Genomic DNA, 23,162 nt, shown 5'->3' with positions numbered 1-23,162 from the left:
TCGACTTAACTACAATCTAATCTTAGCAATGGACTGCTCGTAGGAGAATACAGCGATCCACAGAGTTGTTGTCTGATTTTCAGTTTATATAGTGGTTTTTTAGATAGTCAGATGGAGAATATCCAGTTACCTTCTTGAAAATTCGGCTAAAGTAAAACGGACTCGAGAATCCAAACCTCTCCCCTACCTCAAATATAGTAAGCTTCCCGCTCTTCAATACTTCCGCCGATTTGTCTATCCTTAACCTTAGGTGGTAATCTAGGATACTTAACCCTGTTTTTTTCTTGAATACTTCACATAAGTAGTTGTAATTCATCTTCATGATTGAAGCGATAAAAGGACCCGAGATTTTACGTTCACTATTCTTCTCGAGAATTTCGATGATTTTATGAACGGTGATATCCGCCTTGGAATTTATTTTGCGAGCCTCTGATTGCTGGTATAGCTCTAGAAAAAACGCTAGAGTATGCATGCTAAGCAGAAGATGACGTAGATCGTTGCCCGATTGATATAGCTGCAGCATTTCCTTTAATTTTCTTTCCGTGTGAGCAGCATTAGAGACTTCTATTTTTTTCGGTAATTTGAACGAGGTTTGATACACATCAGGTGAAAACCAACTTACCCCTTTATTTAAAAAGGAGAGCGGCATCATCTCCGGTTTGTGGAGGAGACTCGGAGAATGTTCAAAGAAATGAATGAAAAACCAGCGTGAACCAGGTTCATTAATAGGTTGCCCCCATTGACGGACTCCCTTTTTCAAAAATAGTCCATGTCCTTTTTGCAAAATATATTCGCATTCGTCCTCCCACAGGGTCAACTGGCCTTCCGTAACAAATAAAAACAGATGATAGTCCATTAATCTGTCCGGATGTGCCCATGCTGGTTCCTGTGCCCCATATTCACCTATATCCCTGATTAACGGTAGCTTATCACAGTCAAGCCATATATCATGCATGCTTAGGTCACCTCATTTAAAGAATATTCCCCCGTTACTTTAATCGCAAGTGGTGAATTTGAAAGTACCAGGGGCAATACTCAATAGAGGCCCCTAAGGCGACTTTGCGCACCGGAGCCTCTACCTTACTTATCTCTTATTTCAATGCCCCTACAAGCACACAATTATCATTGTTCTCTTACTGACTTACTGCGCGCCAACTACGGAGTGGGGAACATACAGCTCTTCAAGCGACGCAATCTCATCATTCGATAACGTAATTGTAAGAGCATCTACTGCCTCTTCGAGATGGACTAATTTTGTAGCACCGATAATGGGTGCTGTCACTGGTTTTTTCTGCAATAACCAGGCAAGTGCAATTTGAATACGTGGAACACCACGTTTTTCTGCGATCTCAGCTACACGATCTACTATTAACCGGTCAATATTGGCTGTTGCATCGTATTTCATTCTCTGGGCTTGGTCGGTTTCGGAACGATGTGTAGTTTCGGACCAATCGCGGACCAATCTTCCTGAAGCAAGCGGGCTGTACGGAATAACACCGATTTTTTCTTCCGCACAAAGCGGCATCATCTCCCTCTCTTCTTCACGGTAGATGAGGTTAAGATGATTCTGCATGGATACAAATCGGGTCCATCCATGTTTCTCAGCAACATGCAGCGCCTTAAGGAACTGCCATGCGTACATGGCAGATGCCCCGATGTATCTTGCTTTCCCTGCTTTCACTACATCATGCAAAGCTTCCATCGTCTCTTCAATCGGTGTATTGTAATCCCAGCGGTGAATCTGGTACAGATCAACATAATCAGTGCCTAGTCTCTTCAGGCTCTTATCGATTTCACTCATAATTGCCTTTCGGGAAAGGCCTGCACCATTGGGTCCTTGATGCATTCGGAAATGAACTTTCGTAGCAATAACGATCTCATCTCGATTGGCATAATCCTTCAAAGCTTGCCCCACAAATTCCTCACTTGATCCAGTTGAATAAATATTAGCCGTATCAAAAAAATTAATTCCTAGTTCCAACGCCTTTTTGATAATCGGACGACTATTCTCTTCATTAAGTACCCACGGATGTGTCCACCGCTCGGCTACCCCAAAGCTCATGCATCCAAGACAGAGACGCGATACATCCAATCCGGTATTTCCGAGTTTCACATATTCCATTTTATTTGCCCACTTTCCAAATCGTATTTTCCCATCGAATATCGTTTTCTCAGATGATTGTTTCCAGTAGATAGTTTATATTATCTCATCTGAAGTTAACTCTAAGTCAAGGGGTAATGCAGTCACCAGGCGCCTAATTGCAGTCCCATCTTACCTAGTCGAACTCCTTTTGTGCTTAATTAAGCTTTACTTTAGAGCGTTTTCCAGACCAAACAATTAGCAGTGCAACGACCACGAAGGCTAGCGCAAGCATAAGCGTACCTCCTGTTAGCGCATTCGAGACGCGATGAGCCAAAAGCTCTTTCTCGTTCATATTGGTTGATCGGGCAGCGGCGAATAGGATGACGAGTATGCCTAATCCCAAGGAACCCCCGAGTTGATGTGCGACATTCACGAGCCCCGATGCGGCACCAGCGTCCTTGGGTTCGACTCCTGAAATTCCCGAAGCGGTTAGCGGTCCAAGTGAAGCACCCTGACCAATCCCTATCAAGATCATTGGAAGCGCAATACCCATGCGATATGAGCTATCTGCTGATAAGCGGCTAAGCCACGCCATTCCGATTAGCGTAATGATAAGACCGCTGGCGAGCAGACGCGCATTGCCAAATCGCCGCGTAAATGTTGGGACATTAACAGCAATAACAAAGTTGATGACCGTCATCGGTAAAAAGGCGATACCTGCCTCGAACGGACTGTAATTTCTAACGCCTTGGAGAAATTGAGTAATGAAGAACCAAAAACCCATCATAGCCCCAAGAAACAAAAATCGCGCTATATAAGCACCCGTTCGTTCTCGACTTCTGAATAAGCGAAGCGGCATAATCGGCTGTGCTGCACGCCACTCATTGAATATGAAGAGCGCTAACAGCGCGATAGCGGCTGTTAATGCACTAGCGGTGAGAAAATCCCCCCATCCAGCAGTGGCGGAGTGAACGATGCCATACACAAGTGCAGTCATGCCAAGGGTTGAACTTATCGCGCCGATCGCGTCAAACCGACTTGGAATAGGTTTGGTTTCCGTAAGATATCTTGGCGCGGCTAACATCATGGCAATCCCAATGGGAATATTGATAAAGAAACCAATGCGCCAAGAGATCCAGTCGGTTAGAATTCCGCCGAGCACTAGTCCTAGACTGGCACCTATACCTGCAACAGCGCCATAGTAAGCAACCGCACGAGTGCGTTCTTTACCTTCAGCAAAGCTCGCTGTCAGCAGAGCGAGTGTCGATGGCGCTAAGATAGCGGCACCTATACCTTGTAATATGCGTCCGCCAATCAGCCAAGTTACGGAATGCGACAAGCCAACGGCCAGCGATGCTAATGTGAATAGCGCGATGCCAGTGATAAACATGCGACGCCGGCCAAGGATGTCGCCCACTCGCGCTCCAAGCAGTAACAATCCGCCGAAGGCCAACGTATAAGCGTTCTGTATCCAGGAGAGACCCGTGGCCGAGAAGCCAAGATCGCTTTGCATTTCCGGAAGTGCAGTAATAACAATCGAGATGTCGAGAACGATCATCAAATAGCTGATCAGTATGATCGAGAGAGCCGCATTCTGATTTGAACGAGGAATAGATTCCACACTCGTCTGCTTGGCCTTAGAGTAACTTTGCTCTGTTTGGTCTTGATAATCGCGAGTCATCTTCTTCTCCTTTCTCTTTTCGATACATCCCACTAGGATAAGGACGGCTCCGAATTTCACCTTTCTATCGCATAACTGGAGGTATGCAATAATCTCGATTTTAGGGGCAATGCTATGCTAGGCGGAGAAATCGATTATCTCTTGAGTCTCTGCAATGCCGCCTACAAGCGTGCCGTCCACGCGAAGCAAGGACAACTAAGCATCGACATCAGGGTTTGCGGCGACTCAAGACGGTTACTTCCGCGACTAATTCATGTAACAGGATTAAATATCAAATTTCGCTGTACCGATCCATTTTACGATTTCAGGATCGTTATGGGAGAAGAACAAACTTGTTTTCGTATCTAACGCAGAAATTATCTCCATATCCTCTTGACTTAATTCAAAATCAAAGATATTGAAATTCTCGATGATTCTTTCCTTACGAACGGACTTGGGAATAACAACGACTTCCCGTTGAGTCAGCCAACGCAGGATCACTTGTGCAACAGACTTCTTATATTTTTCAGCTAATGAGACTAATACCTCATTCAGGAACATTTCATTTCTTCCTTCAGCAAATGGCGCCCAGGACTCGATCTGAACCTGATTTTCTTTCATCAGCTTCTCACTTTCAATTTGTTGGCAGAAAGGATGGGTTTCAATCTGGTTTACAACCGGAATGACTTCATGATGAGCCATCAAATCAACCAAACGATCCATCTGGAAGTTACTTACGCCGATGGCTTTGATTTTCCCTTCACGGTATAGTTCCTCCATAGCGCGCCAGGAACCATAGATATCGCCAAATAGCTGGTGCTCCGCTTGATCGCTTGACCAACCGCTGCTTCATTCTGATAAGCTGAAGCGGTATCGATCAGACGATAACCAGCCATGAGAGCCTCATAAACGCTGTGTTCGCATTCCTTTGGATCTGGAATCTGATAAACGCCAAAGCCCAGTATAGGCATTTCTACGCCATTGTTCAAAATGACTTTTTGCATATCAAATCCTCCAATCTTGAATAAAATCACTCTTAATACATTAATGCACTACCGTCTATCATTATATCTTGATACAAAAATTCTACAATTGTTAGATGAATGAGATTTGTTAATTAGTGAACAATATCTTAATCATTGTTTATTATCTCTGAAAAAAAATGTTTTAATATGCTTGTGACTCATGTATTCATGACCCGCATATCTTTGCAGGGTCAATTCCAACGGTAGCATATTCAATAGATCATCTACAGTAAGGTTTTCGTTTAATACCGCAGTAAATTCTCTTCCGTCTAATGTTAATTTTAAAGATTTCCCCACTGCTCTCCCCCTTCCTTAATACATTCTCTTTAACTTATACCCGCTCATTTTATTCAGGTTTATTCACGCCTAAACTGTTGCGAGCACCCCATTCAGGATTGGTCGCCAGCTTAACAATCAGGTCTGCAACGCTCTTTCTCGATACGGAAGAACCTTTAAAAGGCTCGCCTTTCACTGTTGTCTCGTAGTCAATTTCGTTTACATTCGTAAACCATGCTGGTCTAATGATCGTATAGTTGAGGTCAGAGGATTCGATCACTTGAGCAGATTTGCGAAATGGATTTAGGATGCTGCCATACTTTTCGCCAGAAACCTCGTCGTAAATACCCATGGAGCTGATAAAAATAATACGTTTGACACCAGTCGCATTCATAGCCAACACGATATTCTTTGCCATCTTTTCCAAATCACCTGCCAAATTGGCATAAACAACATCTTGTCCAGTCATGGCTTTCTTAAGGTTTTCACTATCCATCACATCGCCTTCCACGACTCGTACACGAGTAGATTCCATATTATGAAGTCTGTGCGAGTTACGCAGATATAGTGTCAATTGTGCATCCGTTTCTTCAAGGAATAAATCGATGGCAGTACGAGCAATTCCACCGTTTGCTCCAAGGATTAATACATTGCTCATATTTAAAACCCCTTTTTGGATATTTTAACGTTTAGTGAGTAAAGAAATTTTGATTCAACATGGTTTATTTTATCCGATATGCCAATGGGGAAACGATTAGAATGTCATGCCAAGCACCGGCTGAGGCACATATGCCCCTTCCAGAATTGCAATTTCTTCCGTTGAAAATGTAATCGAAAGTGCCGCCACTGCATCTTCGATATTTTTATCGATTTCATTCATAATGACCTTCCGGAAAAGGCCAGCACCATTCGGACCATCAGATGTTGGGTAAAAAACTTTGGTAGCCAGTACAATTTCATCCCGATTGGCATAGTCGTTTAGAATCCTTCCCGTAATCTCCTCACTCGATCCGTTAGAGTACACATTCGCCGTATCAAAGAAGTTGATACCTAATGCAAGAGCCTTTTTGATCATGGGTCGACTTTGTTCCTCATTTAGTGCCCATGGAAAAATCCGCGTGATTTAATAAGTAACTCCTGTGTATTATTATAATTAGAATAAATAAATCTCCAATTGCTAAAATTCCAGATTCCGAGCATTAGTGCACAACTTGATTCAAAATGATTATTATTTTTACGAAAGCTTGGTGACCCTACAATGTCTAAGGTGGACCGAAGAATCATTAAGTCACAAGAAGCAATCAAAAAAGCAGTTATCGAACTGATGGGTGAAAAAAACTTTAATCAGATTACCATACAGGACATATCCGACAGCGCGAATGTTAGCCGAAGGACGATCTATCTTCATTACCTGGATAAATATGATTTGCTGGATAAACTGATTGAAGAACATATTAACGAGCTGCGGAAATTGCGGAAATCGTCCTCTGAAATGGATTTTATTGATGGGGGCCTCATATGGTTTGAATACCTTGAGCGTAATTTTTTATTTTTCTCGACGATGTTAGCTAGTCAAGGTGCTCTTTCTTTTCGAAACCAGTTCCTTGAGTTTGTTCTGGAAGGATTAAAGGAAGAAGTCAATTCAGAGGAAAGCAAAAACCACGGATTACGCCAAGAGATCGTTCTTCGCTTTGTCGCTGGAGCTTACGTTGAGATCGTCGAATGGTGGTTTAAGAACGAAATGCCTGAGCCACCTCGTGTAATGGCAGAGCAAGTGGGGGTCTTGATTGAACGGATCGTATAATTTTCAAGGCTCCGACGGTAATTACATCAAGAAAGGGTTAACCATTTGAGATGGTTAACCCTTTCTTGAAATATAAGAATTTATAAGTTTGTTAGCTTATAAAGGGCTTAAATTTCACCGTCAAAGCTACTTCAGCGTCTAAAGGACGCCGAAGGCGTTTTTGCTTACAAAATTAATTAACAAGCTTTCACGATCACTCCAAGCAAATAAACACTCAGCGTAAGAATTCCTCGATTTCCGATTTATTCGGAATACTATCTAGGGCACCCTTTCGTGTAACTTTAATTGCCGCTGCAGCAGTAGCAAATCGTAGAGTCTCTTCCGAAATATTCTTTGAACCGGTCGTTGCAGCCAATACTCCTATGAAGGTATCCCCAGCTGCTGTCGTATCAACGGCTTGAACATCGAAGGCTGGGACATGTATAACCATACCATTACTATCAGTAAACAATGAGCCTTTATTTCCTAATGTCAGTACGACTTTCCCTGCTCCTCCCTCTATTAATTTTGCAGCTGCTTGAATGGCTTGAATATCATTAGATACAGTAATTCCAGTTAAGGACTCGGCTTCAGATTCATTAAGAATTAATACATCAATGAAATGAAGGATATCCAACGGTATTTGTAATGCTGGGGCGGGATTAAAATAAACACTGATTCCCCGTTTATGGGACTCTTCCATCACATATCTCGTAGTTTCCCAATTTATTTCGTTTTGAAGCATCACAATATCGGCAGAATCAAACAACTCAAGAGAATCTTTTATATCATTTACGGTTAACAACCCGTTAGCTCCCTCAGTAAGAATAATATGATTTTCTCCTGATGCATCCACTGTAATTGAAGCTAAACCTGAATTCCCATCTTTTTTAAACAAAAAATCTGGCTGGACACCAATTCTATGGATAGCAGACAATAACTGCGAAGCGAATGGGTCATTTCCAACAGCTCCAATGAATATAACCTGAGCGCCAGCTAGAGATGCTGCTGCTGCCTGGTTTGCTCCCTTTCCTCCAGGATTATAGTCAGTTTTCAAGCTTTTAATTGTTTCACCAGGGAGAGGATGTTTCAATACATGATTCACTACATCCATATTAATACTGCCTATTACAAGTATTTTTGCCATAAGTACACACCTCAAATCATTTTATGATGTTTTGCATCAGCTTCAAAGGCTCAAATCCATGTTTTCGTTCACATAGAGTTCGCTCGGCTCAATCCGATGCTGGCCGGTGTGCAGCAGTTCTGGCAAACGCGCCATCCGCTCAGCCACACGGGAAAGTTTTTGCTCATGAAAATAAGATAACCCCGTATGAATTCGGTCCTCGAAAGGCTGAAGCCATCTTGTTTCCAAGCTGTTAGAACCGAAATAAACGCCGAGAAGTGAACCCGCTGTTGCCCCAAAGCTGTCCGTGTCGTTGCCTTGCATCACCTGCTTGCATATCCCGTCACCGACATTTTCTGCAAATCGAAAGGTATTAATTAAGGTGCCTATTTCCTGATAAACCTGACAGTGGGAATAATTCGCATACTTATGATTAATGCTCTGATAGGCTCCCAGCCAGTTATCTGCATTCGCTACCATCTGCAGGCAATCCTGAGTAACCTCATAAAATCGGCTCCTTCTAGGTACGAATTGCAGTGCAGTACTTATGATTTCAATCGGATCGCGAAGCACATGCGCGACAGCAATCGCAGCGGCAATGAACATGGTTGCGTAGATACCGGTACGGCGATGTGTAAAACTTGCATCCCGCCATGCCAGCTCCGCAGCAAGGGCTGGTTGACCAGGGCAAGCATAGCCGTAAGCATCTGCGCGAATCGCTGCTCCGCATAGTTCCGTATCCTGTACCATGAAGTCGGGCCAAGCCTCTATTTCAGCATGATTGAATATGTCCCTATCATGTTCCAAATAGCTAATCCCCGATCGCAGCAAGATGGCTCTCTCCGGACCCCAAGTTGTACTTATCGGAAGATGATTTATCCATAAATCTCTTAAATTTCTTTTCGTAAAACCTTCGCCGAATTGCTCTAGCACAATCATTCCCATTAAGGTGTAATTGATATCATCATCAGGTGCCACATAACGAATTTGCCCCCGTGCCGTCTCATGCCAAGACCAATGACGACGACCCAACGCATGGAGGATTTCATCAGAAATATAATCGTTCAGCGGCCATTCCCCCACCGATGTTAGTGCTTGACGCAATTCCGATAGGGTGGGGTTTATCTCAATAGGCTTGCCCAACATGGAGCCGCAGACGGATGCGAGAAATGCCGCCTCTACTCGCTTGGCACTTTCCTTTAGATTCAGGATTCCGACCTGGCCGAGAGGCCTTGTCGGATCACATTCCAGCCATATCTCCTCTAAATCGTTTGGCTCATAGTAAGCCCAATGATCCCTCATTGGAATGGCAGCCAAAGTATTTGCGAATTCCAGATAGGCATCATAGCTTTCGGGAAGCTGTGCCAGCTTAGCTAAATAACCCGAGGTTTGATACCCCTGCTCGAATTTGTTTCGTAAAATCCCCTCCAATTGACGTTTAAGAAATGTGAGTGATGGTAGCATATTTTGTATCTCCTTTGTCCGATTATCGATTTACATCACACGGCTTACAAGAATATGGATTATTCCTTTACTGATCCTAGCGTGATCCCACTGATAAAGAATCTTTGCAAAAAAGGATAAATAATTAAAACAGGAATCATCGCAATAAAGATTTTGGCTGCGTTCAATGTCTGATTAGAAAGCTCGCTCATCTTTTGAATTTGTTCTGCAGTCATGGTTTGCGCATCAATGATGACGACCAATTGCTGAATGTAGGTTTGCAGCGGATAATGATCGGCATTGGACATCAGTACAAGACCATTAAAAAACTCATTCCAATGATAGACTATACTGAATAAAGTAACCGTAGCCAGCACCGGAACAGCCAGAGGAGTGAAAATTTTAATAAGCATCTGCCACGGCCCCGCTCCATCTACCAACGCCGCCTCTTCTATTTCCTTAGGCAGATTGCGAAAATAGTTAATAACGAGAATAACATTAAATACCGGAACGCTTTGCCCTAGCACAAGTGCCCAAATATTATTGATCAAGCCAAGTGATTTAATCGTTTGATACCAAGGAATCAAGCCGCCGTGAAACAGCATAGTAAACACCAAAATCCACATGAATACATTTCGAAAAGGCAAATCTTTGGAATTTTTGGATAAAGGATAACCTAAGAGAAGGATGATTACAAAACTAAGACTTGATCCTAATACTACACGCTGTATTGAAATCCAAAACGAATTAAAAAACTTGCTGTCGCCCATAATTTCTTGATACGCACCAAAATTAAACCCCACCGGCCATAATCCAACCCGACCTGCGGAAGCCGCCGCATTCTCACTTAACGAAACTACAAGCGTGTACCATAAGGGAAGCACACACAAAAGTGCAATACCACCCAGAAGCACAACAAGCAAAACATCAAATGCTTTGGAGCCAAATGTTTTTTCAATAACCATAGTATTGCTCCTTTATATTAAACGTGTCGTCGTGAAAGACGGATCTTACGGTTAAAAAATACGATAATTTGCAAACTTAGCAGCCAAGAAATAGGAAGTCGTAATTAAAGTAAAGCTAATAACAGATTTTAACAGCCCCATTGCCGTTGCTAATCCATACTGTAAATTCAACAAGCCGGTTCGATATACCCAAGTATCAATGATATCTCCACTTGAATAAACAAGCGGATTATAAAGGTTAAATATTTGGTCGAATCCCGCATTTAAGACATTGCCAAGACTTAGCACAGAGAGCAAAATAACCGTTGTAATCATTCCAGGCAGTGTGATATTTCGCAAACGCTGCAAGCGCGACGCACCATCGATGGCAGCCGCTTCATATAAAGAAGGATTGATTCCCGTCAAAGCCGCCAAAAAAATAATCGTGTTAAATCCAAACTCCTTCCAAACATCGCTTCCAACAACGATGAAGGGAAACAAATCTGCTCTGGCAAAAAATAAAGTAGGACTTATACCGAACACAGACAAAATAGCGTTAATCGGCCCATTGAAAGAAAAGATATCCAGAAGAATACCCGAAAGAATAACCCATGATAAAAAATGGGGCAAATACACAATCGTCTGAATCCATCTTTTCAAAATGGTCACGCGCAATTCATTCAATAACAAGGCAAAGATAAGCGGTACGATCAAATTCGCCACAATTTTCATCACAGCAATAAAAATGGTATTAAAAAATATCGTTTTACTATCATTAAGCGTAAACATATATTTGAAATTTTCCAAACCAATCCACTCAGAATGAAACATGCCTAAGCCAGGATTAAAGTCCTGAAAAGCAATAATAATCCCAAACATAGGAACGATACTGAAAAGAGTCAACCAAATAAATCCGGGTAGGAGCATGAGATAGTAATGCTTGGCATAACCCTTGGTTTTCATTTTGTGAATCACTTCCATTCTCACTTGATTAAAAAAAGGCGGCAGATTTCGCTGACGCCTCTAGGGATTTTACGGTTTTGCAAATTCGTCTACTTCTGCAAGAATCTCATCTCCGCCTTGCTTCTTCCAATCGAGTACAAACTGATCAAAGGAATCTAACGGCGCTGCACCCATTATAATTTTGAGGAATGTTTCCTTTTCCAATTTATCTAATGCAGACCATTTTCTTTCCATCGTTTTGGTCTGTGAATAGGTAACACTGTATGTTTTCTTATAAGGCTGCTGCAAAGGGGATATGCCGACAAATGTAGAATACATTCGTTTCCATACGCCTATATCCGCATTCGGATTCCAATATTGAATATCATAATTGTCGTAAGGCTCCAATTTAACTTTTTTGATGTTTTCAGCATCGGCCTTTAATAAGTTATATCCGGGAAGATCTAAGTCTTCCGGTTGTTTCGTACCCGCCAAAACCTCTTTCAACATATTGTAGGTAACATCCATTACATCCATCGAGGCATAGACCATACGCAATGGATAATTGCTAATTGCAACATTCACATCGAATTTCGATTCGTCGCGATACAATAGATTTTGCATTTTAATTGCTGCTTCAGGATGCTCGTAGCCCTTTCGGACAACAAGATATTGATTCGATGGGTTGCCCATATGTGGAGTGAATTCACCATTACTATCAAGAGGTACAGCATATGCCTGCCAATTTGCTTCTGGGTTATTCTTGATCGCATCCGATAACGGGCCATACCCGCCTGACCACCATACTCCAAAATAAATGCCTGCGGTTCCATTCTTGATCAATTCCTGCGCATTCTTACGAATACTCATTTCCTTGTCAATTAAACCCTTTGCATAAAAATCACGCAGCTTGGAAAGCGCTTGCTTTGTTTCCGGCTGAATAGAACCATAAGTTGTTTTCCCCTCAGTATCCTTCACCCAAAATCCGGGATAGGAATGAAAAGAAGCGAAAATGGGGTCAAACCCATAATTGTTATTATTCGGATTCATGAAATCCGCATTGATATTTCCTCCCAATTGCGGGCCCGAGATAGCGACCGTATCTGCCTTCCCGTTTCCGTCAGGATCCTGTTCGACAAAAGCCTTAGCCACCTTTTCCAGATCATCTATCGTTTTTGGTGGTTCTAGTCCTAGCTTATCTAACCAATCCTTGCGGATCCACATGTAATGAACCATGTCTGATTCCGGTGTTACATTTGGCAAGGCATACATTTTCCCATCCACTGTGACTGATTTGAGTGCCAGCCCATTCGTTGTTTCAACGATGCCTTTGATGGTTGGCGAAGCATATTTATTATAAACATCGGTTAAATCCTCAAGCTGGCCGCTTTTTACCATTTGCCTAAACTGCGTCTCTTTCACAACTAGCGCATCAGGCAAGTCATTACTGGCAATGGATAAATTTATCTTCTGTTCGTAATCTTTGCCTGCAGCAGCCTGCCAAACAATCTTCGTATCTATATTCAATTGTTCTTTAATATAACGGGTATACTGGTTGTTCTCAGGAGAATCCCCGGCTGGTAAGCTTTTATCCGACGCATCAATTTCTTTTCCAATTCTAATCGCGATAGGTTCCACGGATTTCCCAAAAGGATCTGCTTCCTCTTGACTCTCTCCTGTTTGTGCTCCTTGCGTTGCAGGCTTTGATGGTTCTTTGGAAGAGCCTGCATTATTGCATGCTGGCAATACAACTAACATTGCTGCAAGTAACATTAGAATGCATTTTTTAGACTTGCTCATGTGTGTTCCTTCTTTCACTTTTGTATTTGTCCTCACCTAAAAGGTAACACACATAAGCTTCTCGTTTAGATAGACATAAGTACCACGTTTAGAGAGGTAAATGACCGAAAATGATTAAAGCTTTGCGATTATTTTCATCGCTATCCAGCATTTCCCTCCCTATTTATCGGTCAAATCTCTACCTATATCATTCGCTTTATCATGCGTTTGCCGATATTTACTCGGAAGCATATCCGTTTGCTCTCGAAAGGTACGGCTAAAATACTTTTCATCCATATAACCAACGTTTTCTGCAATCCAAAGAATGGTTTTGTTGGTATACAGCAAAAGCTCTTTTGCTTTTTCAATGCGAACCTGACGTAAATAGTCACTAAAATTCATACCAACAATTTCTTTAAAGCATTGGCTAAAGTAGCTTCGACTCATATTGACCCTTTTAGCAATGTTAGCCGCAGTAATCTGCTGATTCATCTCGTCATGAGCAATATGTACCGCTTTAATGATGCTCTCGACAACCTCTTGGGAAAATGCAGGTTTAACGATAGCGCTGCGGATCTTATTACGTATGGTTCTACACCATGTATCCACTTGATCCCAGGAATCAAATGAATCCGGTAGTTGAATTTTCACTAAGCTCACTGGATAGAATAAACGATTCCATTTATCGATTAACGAATACAATAGCCCCAACAGCATCGCTTGAGGCAGCCTCATCAACTTCAAAGCATGAAGCTGATCGTTAAATAAGCTTTCCTGATAAATCCATTCGTAAGACGACCATTGCTCCTTCACTAGATTTATGCTTTCTTCAGGTCTTACTTCCTTGTAAATGTCCCACTCTTGCAGCAAAATAGACCGAACACTAGCATGCGAATCATAATCGTAAAAGAAATCCTTCTCTCTATATTCTCTTAACCGGCGATGTACATCTTTATGAAATTTGCCGTAAAGGCCATTCAGGTTTACCAGATTCCACCCCGGTTTAGTGCAGGTTACCTTTGAAAGCCGTTCTAACCATAATTCGTTTGACGACTCTATCGGCTGCGTCCAGAACCAAAGATTAGTATCTACCTCAATCATGAATTGGTCTGCCTTATCGCTCCAATCCTTTATCCAATGCGCTCCAACAGCCCTGTTAATGGAGAGCAATGCATAACCTCGATCCATTGCAAAAATCTCATTTGCATTTAGATCTCGTTTTCGTTCTTGCACAATTCGGTTGTAGATTCTTTCAAGCACTTCCTCAAAACGTTCTTTTTCAAGCTGGACTTTAGCAATGTAATCAATCGCGCCTAATCTGAGAGCCTCTTGGATATACTCAAAATCCTGATGGAGCGTTAAGACTACAGTATAGATATGGGAAAACTCTTTACGGACATTTTTTATTAAATCAATCCCGGACATCACAGGCATAGCAAGATCAGTGAGCAGTAAATCAACACTATTGGATTCTAAAAATTCCAATGCTTTTTTGCCGTTACTTGCTTCACCAACAACCTCCATATCGTAATTCTTCCAAGGCATTGCCGATATAAGTCCCTTTCGGACTAATTTATCATCATCAACAATCATCACTTTAATCATGATTTGGTTCAACCTCCATGAGGGGCAAGCTTAAAAAAATGCTCGTCCCTTTCCCTAGCACACTATTAATTTTCAACTCTGCCCGCTCGCCATATTGGGATTCAATCATGCGCTTCACATAGTTCATCCCTATGCCCATGCCAACCTTGTTGTTTTCAACTTCTGAGCTGTTTAACAAATTTTCGATGGTTTCTTCTGACATCCCTGACCCGTTGTCATGAATAGAAATATGGATCATTTCTGTTAATTTCACATCAACTCGAATGAAACCCTCATCGCTTAAACCATGATAAAGGGAATTTTCCACGAGTGGTTGGAGGATGAACCGCGGAATCGGCATTTTCAATACCTCTTCATCCATATGAATCTGCACATCAAATTGGAAATCATAACGAATTTGCTGCAAAATAAGATATTGCTTCAATGCCTCGAGCTCTTCTTGGATCGTTGAAGATTGCCCTAGCTTGCCTAAATTATAATGCAGCAGTTTATTTAATGACGATACAAGACGATCGATCTCGTTCTGCCCGTTCATGACAGCCAGCCAATGCACCGTATCCAACGTATTCATCAAAAAATGAGGATTGATTTGATAGAGCAGCTTCTCGACTTCAAGATCCGCTCTGCGCCTCTCCTTCTGTTCAACTTCCGCAAACAAATCCCAAATTTGTACTTTCATTTGCCGAAATTGATCCAAGAGAAAGTCAAACTCTGGTATTCTTGTTCTTGCTATACCCGTCTGAATTCCATTTTGAGCCATCAGCTTAATTTCTTTATTGAAGCCATTCAATGGTCGATACACCATTTTCCACAATAGCCAGGCCAAAAATAGACTCAGTCCCAAAAAAACAATCGAAAATAGCAAAATTTGAACGAACCATCGATTCATCTCTTTGTTATAGTCTGCTTTAGGGATCACGGAAACAATGCTCCAGCCTTGACTGCTTACTTTCCTAAACCATTTATACCCATTGTGGGTACCGAAAGGCTTTCCCTCTTCAATGCTAGGGAATGTTGTATCTATTGCAAATGTATCCGGTAATTCGCTATAGGCAATTCTACCATCATTATCAAGAAATATATGGGAGTTCTTCCCCCCGGTTTGATCATTGCTAAGGATGCTTTGCGTCAAATGTAATCCTGTTTCTATGTAAACATAAACATCATTTCGATTAGGTAGATCGACTTTTCTTAAAGCAGACAACACATATTGATTTTCAAAACGGTTATTGCTTACATGCGGCCCATAATAGGAAATTCCAGAATACTCGGCAAGCAATGGCGATTTTTCCGGAGAAAAGTTATCCTTGACTCCCGAATTTTCAAGATCATAGGAATGATCGTCTTGGAAATAATACAAGGTTAATCCGATGCTAGGATTCGTAAACGTGATGAGGCTTAATTCTTCCCTCAGGTTGCTTATCATTTTGTATCGTTCGAATGGTTTACGATCTTCACTTGATAACAATTCATCTAATTTCTTGCCTACACTGCCTTCAAAAGCAAGCTGTTGGGATACATGGTTTAAATTACTGATCGTGTTCTCTAACGAAAGTTCAACTTGGTTTAAATTGCTTTGAATGCCATTTTGAATTTTATTGGTAAGAATGGAGTAGATCGTATAGTAAGAAATTAAGCCTATACTAATAAACGGAATCAACGAGCTAAGTAAGAAGATAATAATAATCCTCTTTTTCAAGGTCAGGTATTCATAAAGAAATGATTTGAACTTTCCCTTCATGTTGAAAAACATAGAACTGCACGCTCCCAAAAAATAATAGATTCTTAATCTCGCTAGTTAAAATCCCCCCTGTACTATAATCATCATACCATGACTAATTTCTTGTTCTTTGTAATGGAAACTCTAGCGGGGCTAAATTGAAAACAGTGGATCTATATATCTTGAAAGCAGGAAATGGGTATAATAAAAAAAACGACAAAGCCTTATTTCTGCAGCTTTGCCGTTATTATTTTATTAGGGTGTTTTTGCCCCTCGAATTGCCGTTTGACTCATGTTGGTTATTAAGGTCGGGCGGATGTTCCATCCGGCAGACGGGCCAACGTCCAAGCGGGAACCACGTTCTCACATTGGAATTTAGCAGCCATTTTCTCATCGATATCAATACCTAGGCCAGGTTTCTCATTCGGGTACACATATCCATCTCTGGACTCAGGTATACCTGAGAATACTTCGTAAATCTCGTCTTTAAAACCATTCCATTCCTGAATACCGAAATTGATGCTGCTGACATCCAAATGCACGTTCGCCGCATGTCCTACAGGAGAAACATCGCCAGGACCATGCCATGCCGTACGAATGCCATAAGCCTCGCAAAGCGATATCATCTTTTGGGCTGGTGTGATTCCGCCGATTTGGCTTACGTGAATACGAATATAGTCAATCAAACGTCCTGAAATTAACGGCATCCATTCGTTCGGATTGTTGAACAACTCGCCCATCGCGATAGGTGTCGTTGTATGCTGGCGGATCAGTTTAAACCATTCAATTTGCTCCGGAGGCAGTGCATCCTCCAAATAGAACAACTGGAATTTCTCTATTCGCTTAGCAAAGCCGACCGCATCGATTGGTGTCAGTCGTTCATGAATATCATGGATCAACTCCACTTCCCAACCGATGGTACTTCGTAAATGTTCAAACATTTCAATAATGCCTATCATATATCCCTTAGGATCATAATAGACACCATCCAACGCATGATCCGGCTTCACGATCTTGTGATCACGTCCACCGTACAATCCCATTTGACAGCGAACATAACGATAGCCATCCTCTAGACAGGCGCGCACGTTTTTTTCAACTTCTTCTTTGCTGCTGCCATCGGCATGCTTATAGATTGCTGCACCTTCGCGACACTTCCCACCGAGCAGTTGATATACAGGTAGTCCGGCTATTTTTCCTTTAATATCCCACAAGGCCATATCTACCCCGGACAAAGCATTATTAAACTCCGGTCCATTTCTCCAATACCCGCTGACCATTGCTGTCTGCCAAATATCTTCGATACGGTGCACATCCTTACCGATTAAGAACGGCTTCAAGTGGTCTTCAATTGCCGAAGCTACGGTCAAATAACGCTGTGTAAATGTAGCACAGCCCAGGCCATACAAACCGGGCTCTGAAGTTTCAATTTTAATGACAACCAGATTAATTCCCTCTGGAGCAGTCAGTATTGCTTTAACATCGCGGATCGTAATCATCTATTTTCTCCTTTATCCATTCCTGCAAATAAAACCTGAATGTATCCTTTTTTCACTTTTGAATTTGCCATATCAAAAAGGTAGCACATAAAAGCTTACCGCTGGGATAGACATAGGTAACACGTTTAGAGCGGTATATGACCGAAGATTTACAAGACTTCGCGATTTTTTTCGCGGCTTTCCAGCATTTGTCCCCCTATTCATCGGACATATCTCTACCTATAACCACAATAGTCTGTATATAAAAAAAGAAGAGCCCTCTCGCAAAGCAAATGTGCTCTACGGTAGCTCTTCCTTGCGCAGCTAGCTTACTGCTCCGCGTATGGTGCATAGGTGCATACCTCCAACTCTACTCAAGCGTCGTAGCTAACCAAGTAGGGGTGCAGTTGCGTGTTGTAAATTCCGATGCTGTATTCAATGAGATTGCCTTCGCTATCATATGAGCGCCGCAGCCGTTTGAGCACTGGCGCTCCCGGCTCCAGCCCTAGAACTGCTGCGGTCTCCGCCGCTGCCGACTCTACCAGAAAACGATCGCGGAAGCTGTCCAGCGTGATATCCTTTTCCTCCAGCCATTCATACAAGGAAGAGAATAATGCACCTTTATCGTTCTCAGCCTGTACTAGTGCGACGCCCGGCGTAATGTAATGCTGAAAATGAATATAGGGCTGCTCATCCAGCAAATACAGCCGCTCAATGCGTTGGCAGCTCTCTCCGAACAGCTCCAACAGTTCTGCGTCTGCCTTCGTATTCACCATCTCTGCTCCGAGCAGCCGTTTCTCCATGCGATGCCCCTGTTCCACCAGCAGCTCTGTGAAGCGCTTGCCCTTGGATAGTTTGGTGGAGGACGTATTGCGCAGCACGATTGTGCCTACCCCGCTCTTTTTCTCGACGTAGCCTTCCGTAGACAGCTCACGAATGGCATTGCGCACGGTCATTTTGCTTACTTGAAACTCCTGCTCCAGCACCGGCTCCGCCGGGATGAAAGTCCCAAGCGGGTACACTCCGTGCATGATCCGATCCTTTATAATTTTTTTGATTTGCAAATATAGCGGACCTTTTTTTCGCGAAATGGACACCGAATGTCCCCTACCTTTCCAAATCACCTGTCTCGTTATGGATGGCCTTCTCAATTTCCTCGCGCGTCGACATCGGCGTATCCCCCGGAATCGTGTGAGCCAGCCTTGCAGCTGCCGCTGCAAATTCAACCACTTGCTCCAAAGGAAGCCCGCGCAGCAGACCGTCTATAATACCACTGGCATACGCATCGCCCGCGCCTACGCGATCATGAACAGAGAAGCTATGCTCCCTGCCCATAACGAGGCGATCATTGCTGAATATAAATCCCTTTAGCGAATGAGTATTGTCTCCGTTAATGCGGCGATGAGTGCCTGCGATTATCTGGATATCATATTGTTTCGCTACTGCCGGAAGCAATTCCTTTAACTGCTGCTCCCGCTCAAGCGCAGCCGTCGGCATACCCAGCACGAACATGGCATCCTTTTCGTTCATCATCACGATATCCGCTAGCTGAAGCATCTGCTCATAATGATATTTTGCCCGCTCATAACCAGCTTCTCCCCACAGCGTAGGGCGGTAATTGCAATCAAATACAATCTTCCGTCCTTGTCGCTTGGCTTCACGAGCAAGGTGGAGCATACTGCCGCGAACCTGATCGTTCATCGCCAGCGTAATGCCGCAAAAGTGGAGCACCTCCGCCTCGGCGACCGCTGCAGCCAGCTGCTGATCGCCAAACGTTGCCGTATTGAAGCTGCTGCCTAAACGGTCGTTATACGTTACCTTGCTTGCCCTTGCGCCAAAGCCCTTCTCCAAGAAGTACATGCCCAGATATTTACCCGAGCGCATAACATGGCAGGTGGACAAGCCCAGCTTGCGCAAGTTCGCTATAGCCGCCTCGCCAAGCGCATTGTCAGGCAGCGCAGAAACGAGATAAGCCTCATGGCCAAACCGGGACATCGCTGATAGGACATTGACACCGGTGCCCGAGAACGAATATTTAAGCTGATTCTCCTGTTCAAGCGTGCTGTAGCCAGGTGTCTCAAGCCTCATCATGACCTCGCCGAACGCAGCAATTTTACTCATATTTATCCACCAAATGCTTGAGAGTCTCTAGCAGCTGTTTCACCTGCTCAGGCCTTGTTTCGCCAGTAGCCGAATCAATGATTGAAGTGTACACATGCGGAATCACTTGAGGCACGCCCGCCTCCAGCGCAATTTCCAAGATAGCGGAAAAATTGTCCATGTCAATGCCGCCAGTAGGCTCCAGCGCAAATCCCGCTTCGGCGCAGGCCGCCGCCACGGCACGGTACTCCTCCTCGTAACGCAGCCCATGCATCGGATAGTACTTCAAGGCATTGCCGCCCATATCACGGACCAACGCAATGGCTGCTTCTACAGGCACAATCGCCTTCTGCTCCAGAGGCGCACTGTGGACGCCGGTTGAAATATTCACATAGCCCGCCTTACCGCATGGAGATACAAGTGCGTTGATCCAGCCCGCCCGATCCTGAAGGTTAGCTCTAGTAGCCCCTACAGCAGGGAAAATCTGATTGATATGCGCGCCTTCATATTCCCGAACGATCTCAGCGACAACCGCCGCCTGGCGGTTATCGCCTGCGCCTAGTCCGATCGATACCGCGTCCTCAATATGCGATCCATGAACACGCATGGCCTCCACGGCTGCTTCGACCGTGCTGTAGCTCTTGGACAAAATGCCAACCACGACATGCCCTTCTGCCGCAGCGAAAACCCGCATCGTATTTTCCAATGATCCTGTCAGCACGTTAAGTGCCGCTCTATTTCTATATAGGCGTTTCTCCAGCTTAGACATGTGTTGTCCCTCCTACGATTTGTTGTATCCGCTCAATGATTACTGCAAGATCATCTCCCTGAAGGGATCGCGGGTCCAAATCAAAGTAACCTTGGCGCACGCCATAATCGCGCGTATACACCGCAATATCCCCATCACGAAGCTGATCGTTCACTTCGCCCGCGCTAATGCCCGCAATAGATGAATCCAGCCGAATCCGGCCTCTGAAAATGGAACGTCCTGCCTCATCCTGTACGATAGCGACAGCCACTCCCGGCAAATCAGCCAGCACCTTCAGCTGTTCTAATGCCTGCTTCTCCTGCCCGCTTTTATCCTCCTTGACCAGATACTCGTCAAGAGCAGCCAACAGCCCAAAAACGACCTCCTTGCCCACCTTCATGCTTCGGCCGATGCCATGAAGCTGCATGCGCACCCAATCCACATACGGACTGCGACCGGCCACAATGCCCGAAGTCGGGCCTTCAATAGCCTTAGAGCCGCTGTAAATGACCAAATCCGCAAGCTTAACGTAGCTGTACAGATCCTCCTCCGCCGCAGCATCCACAATGAGCGGTATCCCGTGACGCTTGGCTACCTGCTGCGCTTCCTCTAGGCCTATCATATTTTTTTGCACGCAATGATGGGATTTGACGAATAGGATAGCCGCTGTACGCTCGCCAATCGCCTGCTCGAGATGGTCCGCTCGTCCTTCGTTGGCGTAGCCAACCTCGACCAGCTTCCCTCCGCCTAAATAGATCATCATTTCGACAGGCACCCCGTATTGGACATTGTGGCCCTTGAACATAATGATTTCATTTTTCACTATTGAATCCTGATGAAGCCGAAGGGTGGAACGCTCCGAACCTCTTGTCACTACAGCCGCAACAGACAACGCAATGCCGCTAGAAGCCGAATTAACAACGACCGCTCCCTCCGCGCCCATCACTGAAGCGACATGCTCGCCGGAACGCTTTACCAGCTCAGCGATTTCAACATAGCTCTGGCCGCCCTGCTTCATCGCTTCCATCACGTTATCCGTCGGAGCGGATACGCCAAGAATGCTCATGCGCCCACTCGCATTCACAACTCGCTTAAGGCCATATTTAGATTGCAATGTAATTGCCATTTACGACTACCCCTTCCGGTCTGATATGCTGCATTCCCAGACGAGTCTCTCCCTCTGAATCTGTCAGGGACACCTTTTCATCTTGCACTGAGAAAATGGTTAAATTTGCGATGTCGCCCTTCTGTATCCGCCCAAGCTCCGGGCGCTTCAGCCAGCTTGCCGGCCTGCTAGTCACCCGTGCAATCGTTTCTTCAAGCGAATAACCAAGAAGAAGAAATTTATCAAGCGTATGCGCCATGCTGTACACAGGCCCATGCAACCGATTGCCGCGATAGATATCCGTACTGATTGTGTCTGGTGCAATCCCGGCCGCGCGCGCACGCTCTGCTACCTTGAACGAGAAGCTTGCCGTGCCATGTCCGACATCCAGCAGCACGCCTCGCTCCCTTGCAGCGACAAGCTCGGGAATCGCTCTTCCATGCTCATCAAATAAGCCGTTAGCCTTGCCGTTGAAAGCATGCGTAATCATATCATTGCCGCGCAAATAAGGCAGAATCTCTGTGATGGAAGGTGGCCCCGAGCCGATGTGCAGCATTAGCGGCAAGTCAAGCCGATCAGCAAAGCCTCGAGCCAGGCGCAGCGGTTCAATTCCCTGCTCTTTGACTACGCTGCTGCTGACTCTCGCCTTCAAGCCCACAATAAACTCGCCATACCGCTTAGCCGCTTCACGCAGCAGCTGTTCGTTTAACCAGGCCAGCTGCGAGAGCTCATCCGTCCGTGTCAGGCCGATATGCGATACATTCAGCAGGGCAAGTACATTGGTCAGCGCTTTCTCGCTTGCTGCATGCAGACCGCCGATGCGATCAGCTCCGCAGCTGCCCGCATCCACAATCGTGGCAACGCCCTGAGCAATGCCAATCTCGTCGATCTCATCTCCGTACGGCTCCAGCGCGGCATCCGCGTGAACATGCAAATCGATCCAGCCGCTGGAAACGTAGGCCTCCCTGCCATCCACTCTGCAGCCTGCCGCATCTGCCGGGAGCTGTGACGCTATATCGATAATTCGCCCGCCGCTGACTACAATCGCCGTCTTCTTGCCTGACAATAGCCTGACATTGTGCAAAATAAAATCCTTCACTTCATCTCTGCCCCTCTCTGGCTCATTAACCCTATGCCCATTCGAAAAGCTGCTCCAAACTTTTTTTCAAAAAACAGCGTAACACAATCTAGCGCCAAAATAAATATAACGTTATAATGTTTGTATGGATCAAGGTCAAGGTAAAACGGCTATCGCCGTCCTTTGGCGGCGCGGCGCGTTTCATTCCGAGAAATATAGAGAATGTACAGCCTAAGGATATACTTTCCTATATTTGAAGAAAAAGGA

Annotated in this window: 19 protein-coding genes and 2 pseudogenes; 1 reads left to right on the top strand and 20 read right to left on the bottom strand. The window is 44.3% G+C overall.

What is annotated here, in order from left to right:
* Positions 1–79 precede the first annotated feature (79 nt).
* The 7 genes and pseudogenes from E0496_RS02385 to E0496_RS02350 all read right to left on the bottom strand — a co-directional run.
* Entirely contained in the window at positions 80–955 is an 876-nt protein-coding gene (locus E0496_RS02385; protein WP_141500020.1) for a helix-turn-helix domain-containing protein, read from the bottom strand.
* A 186-nt stretch (positions 956–1,141) separates the two neighbouring features.
* The gene (locus E0496_RS02380) at positions 1,142–2,122 is read right to left on the bottom strand and encodes an aldo/keto reductase (RefSeq protein ID WP_141500019.1); all 981 of its coding nucleotides are present in this window, start codon (positions 2,120–2,122) and stop codon (positions 1,142–1,144) included.
* Between the two features lie 175 nt (positions 2,123–2,297).
* Positions 2,298–3,764, bottom strand: coding sequence for an MFS transporter (locus E0496_RS02375; RefSeq protein ID WP_141500018.1), 1,467 nt, complete (start codon positions 3,762–3,764; stop codon positions 2,298–2,300).
* A gap of 264 nt (positions 3,765–4,028) precedes the next feature.
* Positions 4,029–4,747: pseudogene (locus tag E0496_RS02365) on the bottom strand (aldo/keto reductase).
* A gap of 132 nt (positions 4,748–4,879) precedes the next feature.
* Positions 4,880–5,065 carry a cyclophilin-like fold protein gene (locus E0496_RS02360; RefSeq protein WP_141500017.1) on the bottom strand — a complete coding sequence of 62 codons (186 nt, stop codon included), beginning with the start codon at positions 5,063–5,065 and terminating at the stop codon, positions 4,880–4,882.
* Between the two features lie 49 nt (positions 5,066–5,114).
* Complete coding sequence (locus E0496_RS02355) at positions 5,115–5,702, bottom strand: SDR family oxidoreductase (RefSeq protein ID WP_141500016.1); 588 nt, start codon at positions 5,700–5,702, stop codon at positions 5,115–5,117.
* Positions 5,703–5,897: 195 nt separating this feature from the next.
* Positions 5,898–6,167: pseudogene (locus E0496_RS02350) on the bottom strand (aldo/keto reductase); the annotation flags it as partial.
* A 135-nt stretch (positions 6,168–6,302) separates the two neighbouring features.
* Between E0496_RS02350 and E0496_RS02345 the strand changes: the two are divergent.
* Positions 6,303–6,848 (top strand): TetR/AcrR family transcriptional regulator, encoded by a 546-nt coding sequence (locus E0496_RS02345; RefSeq protein WP_141500015.1) that lies wholly within the window; start codon positions 6,303–6,305, stop codon positions 6,846–6,848.
* A 214-nt stretch (positions 6,849–7,062) separates the two neighbouring features.
* Here the strand turns inward: E0496_RS02345 and E0496_RS02340 are convergent, their stop codons facing one another.
* The 13 genes from E0496_RS02340 to E0496_RS02280 all read right to left on the bottom strand — a co-directional run bounded on the left by E0496_RS02340 (position 7,063) and on the right by E0496_RS02280 (position 22,916).
* Positions 7,063–7,974, bottom strand: coding sequence for a ribokinase (locus E0496_RS02340; RefSeq protein ID WP_141500014.1), 912 nt, complete (start codon positions 7,972–7,974; stop codon positions 7,063–7,065).
* Between the two features lie 42 nt (positions 7,975–8,016).
* Entirely contained in the window at positions 8,017–9,417 is a 1,401-nt protein-coding gene (locus E0496_RS02335) for an ADP-ribosylglycohydrolase family protein (protein WP_141500013.1), read from the bottom strand.
* A 59-nt stretch (positions 9,418–9,476) separates the two neighbouring features.
* Positions 9,477–10,361 carry a carbohydrate ABC transporter permease gene (locus tag E0496_RS02330; RefSeq protein WP_141500012.1) on the bottom strand — a complete coding sequence of 295 codons (885 nt, stop codon included), beginning with the start codon at positions 10,359–10,361 and terminating at the stop codon, positions 9,477–9,479.
* 51 nt (positions 10,362–10,412) lie between these two features.
* Complete coding sequence (locus tag E0496_RS02325; RefSeq protein WP_141500011.1) at positions 10,413–11,303, bottom strand: ABC transporter permease; 891 nt, start codon at positions 11,301–11,303, stop codon at positions 10,413–10,415.
* Positions 11,304–11,372: 69 nt separating this feature from the next.
* Entirely contained in the window at positions 11,373–13,082 is a 1,710-nt protein-coding gene (locus tag E0496_RS02320) for an extracellular solute-binding protein (RefSeq protein ID WP_141500077.1), read from the bottom strand.
* Between the two features lie 159 nt (positions 13,083–13,241).
* Positions 13,242–14,666 (bottom strand): response regulator transcription factor, encoded by a 1,425-nt coding sequence (locus tag E0496_RS02315; RefSeq protein ID WP_141500010.1) that lies wholly within the window; start codon positions 14,664–14,666, stop codon positions 13,242–13,244.
* Positions 14,659–16,407: a sensor histidine kinase gene (locus tag E0496_RS02310; protein WP_241674519.1), complete on the bottom strand. Its 1,749-nt coding sequence runs from the start codon at positions 16,405–16,407 to the stop codon at positions 14,659–14,661. Before E0496_RS02310 ends, E0496_RS02315 begins: the two co-directional genes overlap by 8 nt.
* Positions 16,408–16,688: 281 nt before the next feature.
* Positions 16,689–17,885 (bottom strand): enolase C-terminal domain-like protein, encoded by a 1,197-nt coding sequence (locus E0496_RS02305; RefSeq protein ID WP_141500009.1) that lies wholly within the window; start codon positions 17,883–17,885, stop codon positions 16,689–16,691.
* A 353-nt stretch (positions 17,886–18,238) separates the two neighbouring features.
* Positions 18,239–18,961: a GntR family transcriptional regulator gene (locus E0496_RS02300; RefSeq protein ID WP_141500008.1), complete on the bottom strand. Its 723-nt coding sequence runs from the start codon at positions 18,959–18,961 to the stop codon at positions 18,239–18,241.
* 10 nt (positions 18,962–18,971) lie between these two features.
* Positions 18,972–19,985, bottom strand: a complete 1,014-nt coding sequence (locus E0496_RS02295) for a sugar kinase (RefSeq protein ID WP_141500007.1) — start codon at positions 19,983–19,985, stop codon at positions 18,972–18,974.
* The gene (gene dagF, locus E0496_RS02290) at positions 19,978–20,733 is read right to left on the bottom strand and encodes a 2-dehydro-3-deoxy-phosphogluconate aldolase (protein WP_141500006.1); all 756 of its coding nucleotides are present in this window, start codon (positions 20,731–20,733) and stop codon (positions 19,978–19,980) included. The genes E0496_RS02295 and dagF overlap by 8 nt, the downstream gene beginning before the upstream one ends.
* A complete protein-coding gene (locus E0496_RS02285) occupies positions 20,726–21,838 on the bottom strand; it encodes a DgaE family pyridoxal phosphate-dependent ammonia lyase (RefSeq protein ID WP_141500005.1) in 1,113 nt (370 codons plus the stop codon). Before E0496_RS02285 ends, dagF begins: the two co-directional genes overlap by 8 nt.
* The gene (locus E0496_RS02280) at positions 21,816–22,916 is read right to left on the bottom strand and encodes an amidohydrolase/deacetylase family metallohydrolase (RefSeq protein WP_141500004.1); all 1,101 of its coding nucleotides are present in this window, start codon (positions 22,914–22,916) and stop codon (positions 21,816–21,818) included. Before E0496_RS02280 ends, E0496_RS02285 begins: the two co-directional genes overlap by 23 nt.
* Positions 22,917–23,162 lie beyond the last annotated feature (246 nt).

The sequence above is a fragment of the Paenibacillus luteus genome, assembly GCF_006542765.1.
Taxonomy (GTDB): Bacteria; Bacillota; Bacilli; order Paenibacillales; family Paenibacillaceae; genus Pristimantibacillus; species Pristimantibacillus luteus.
The sequence above is the reverse complement of the archived record's forward strand: the minus strand, read 5'-3'. Positions and strand labels throughout refer to the sequence as shown.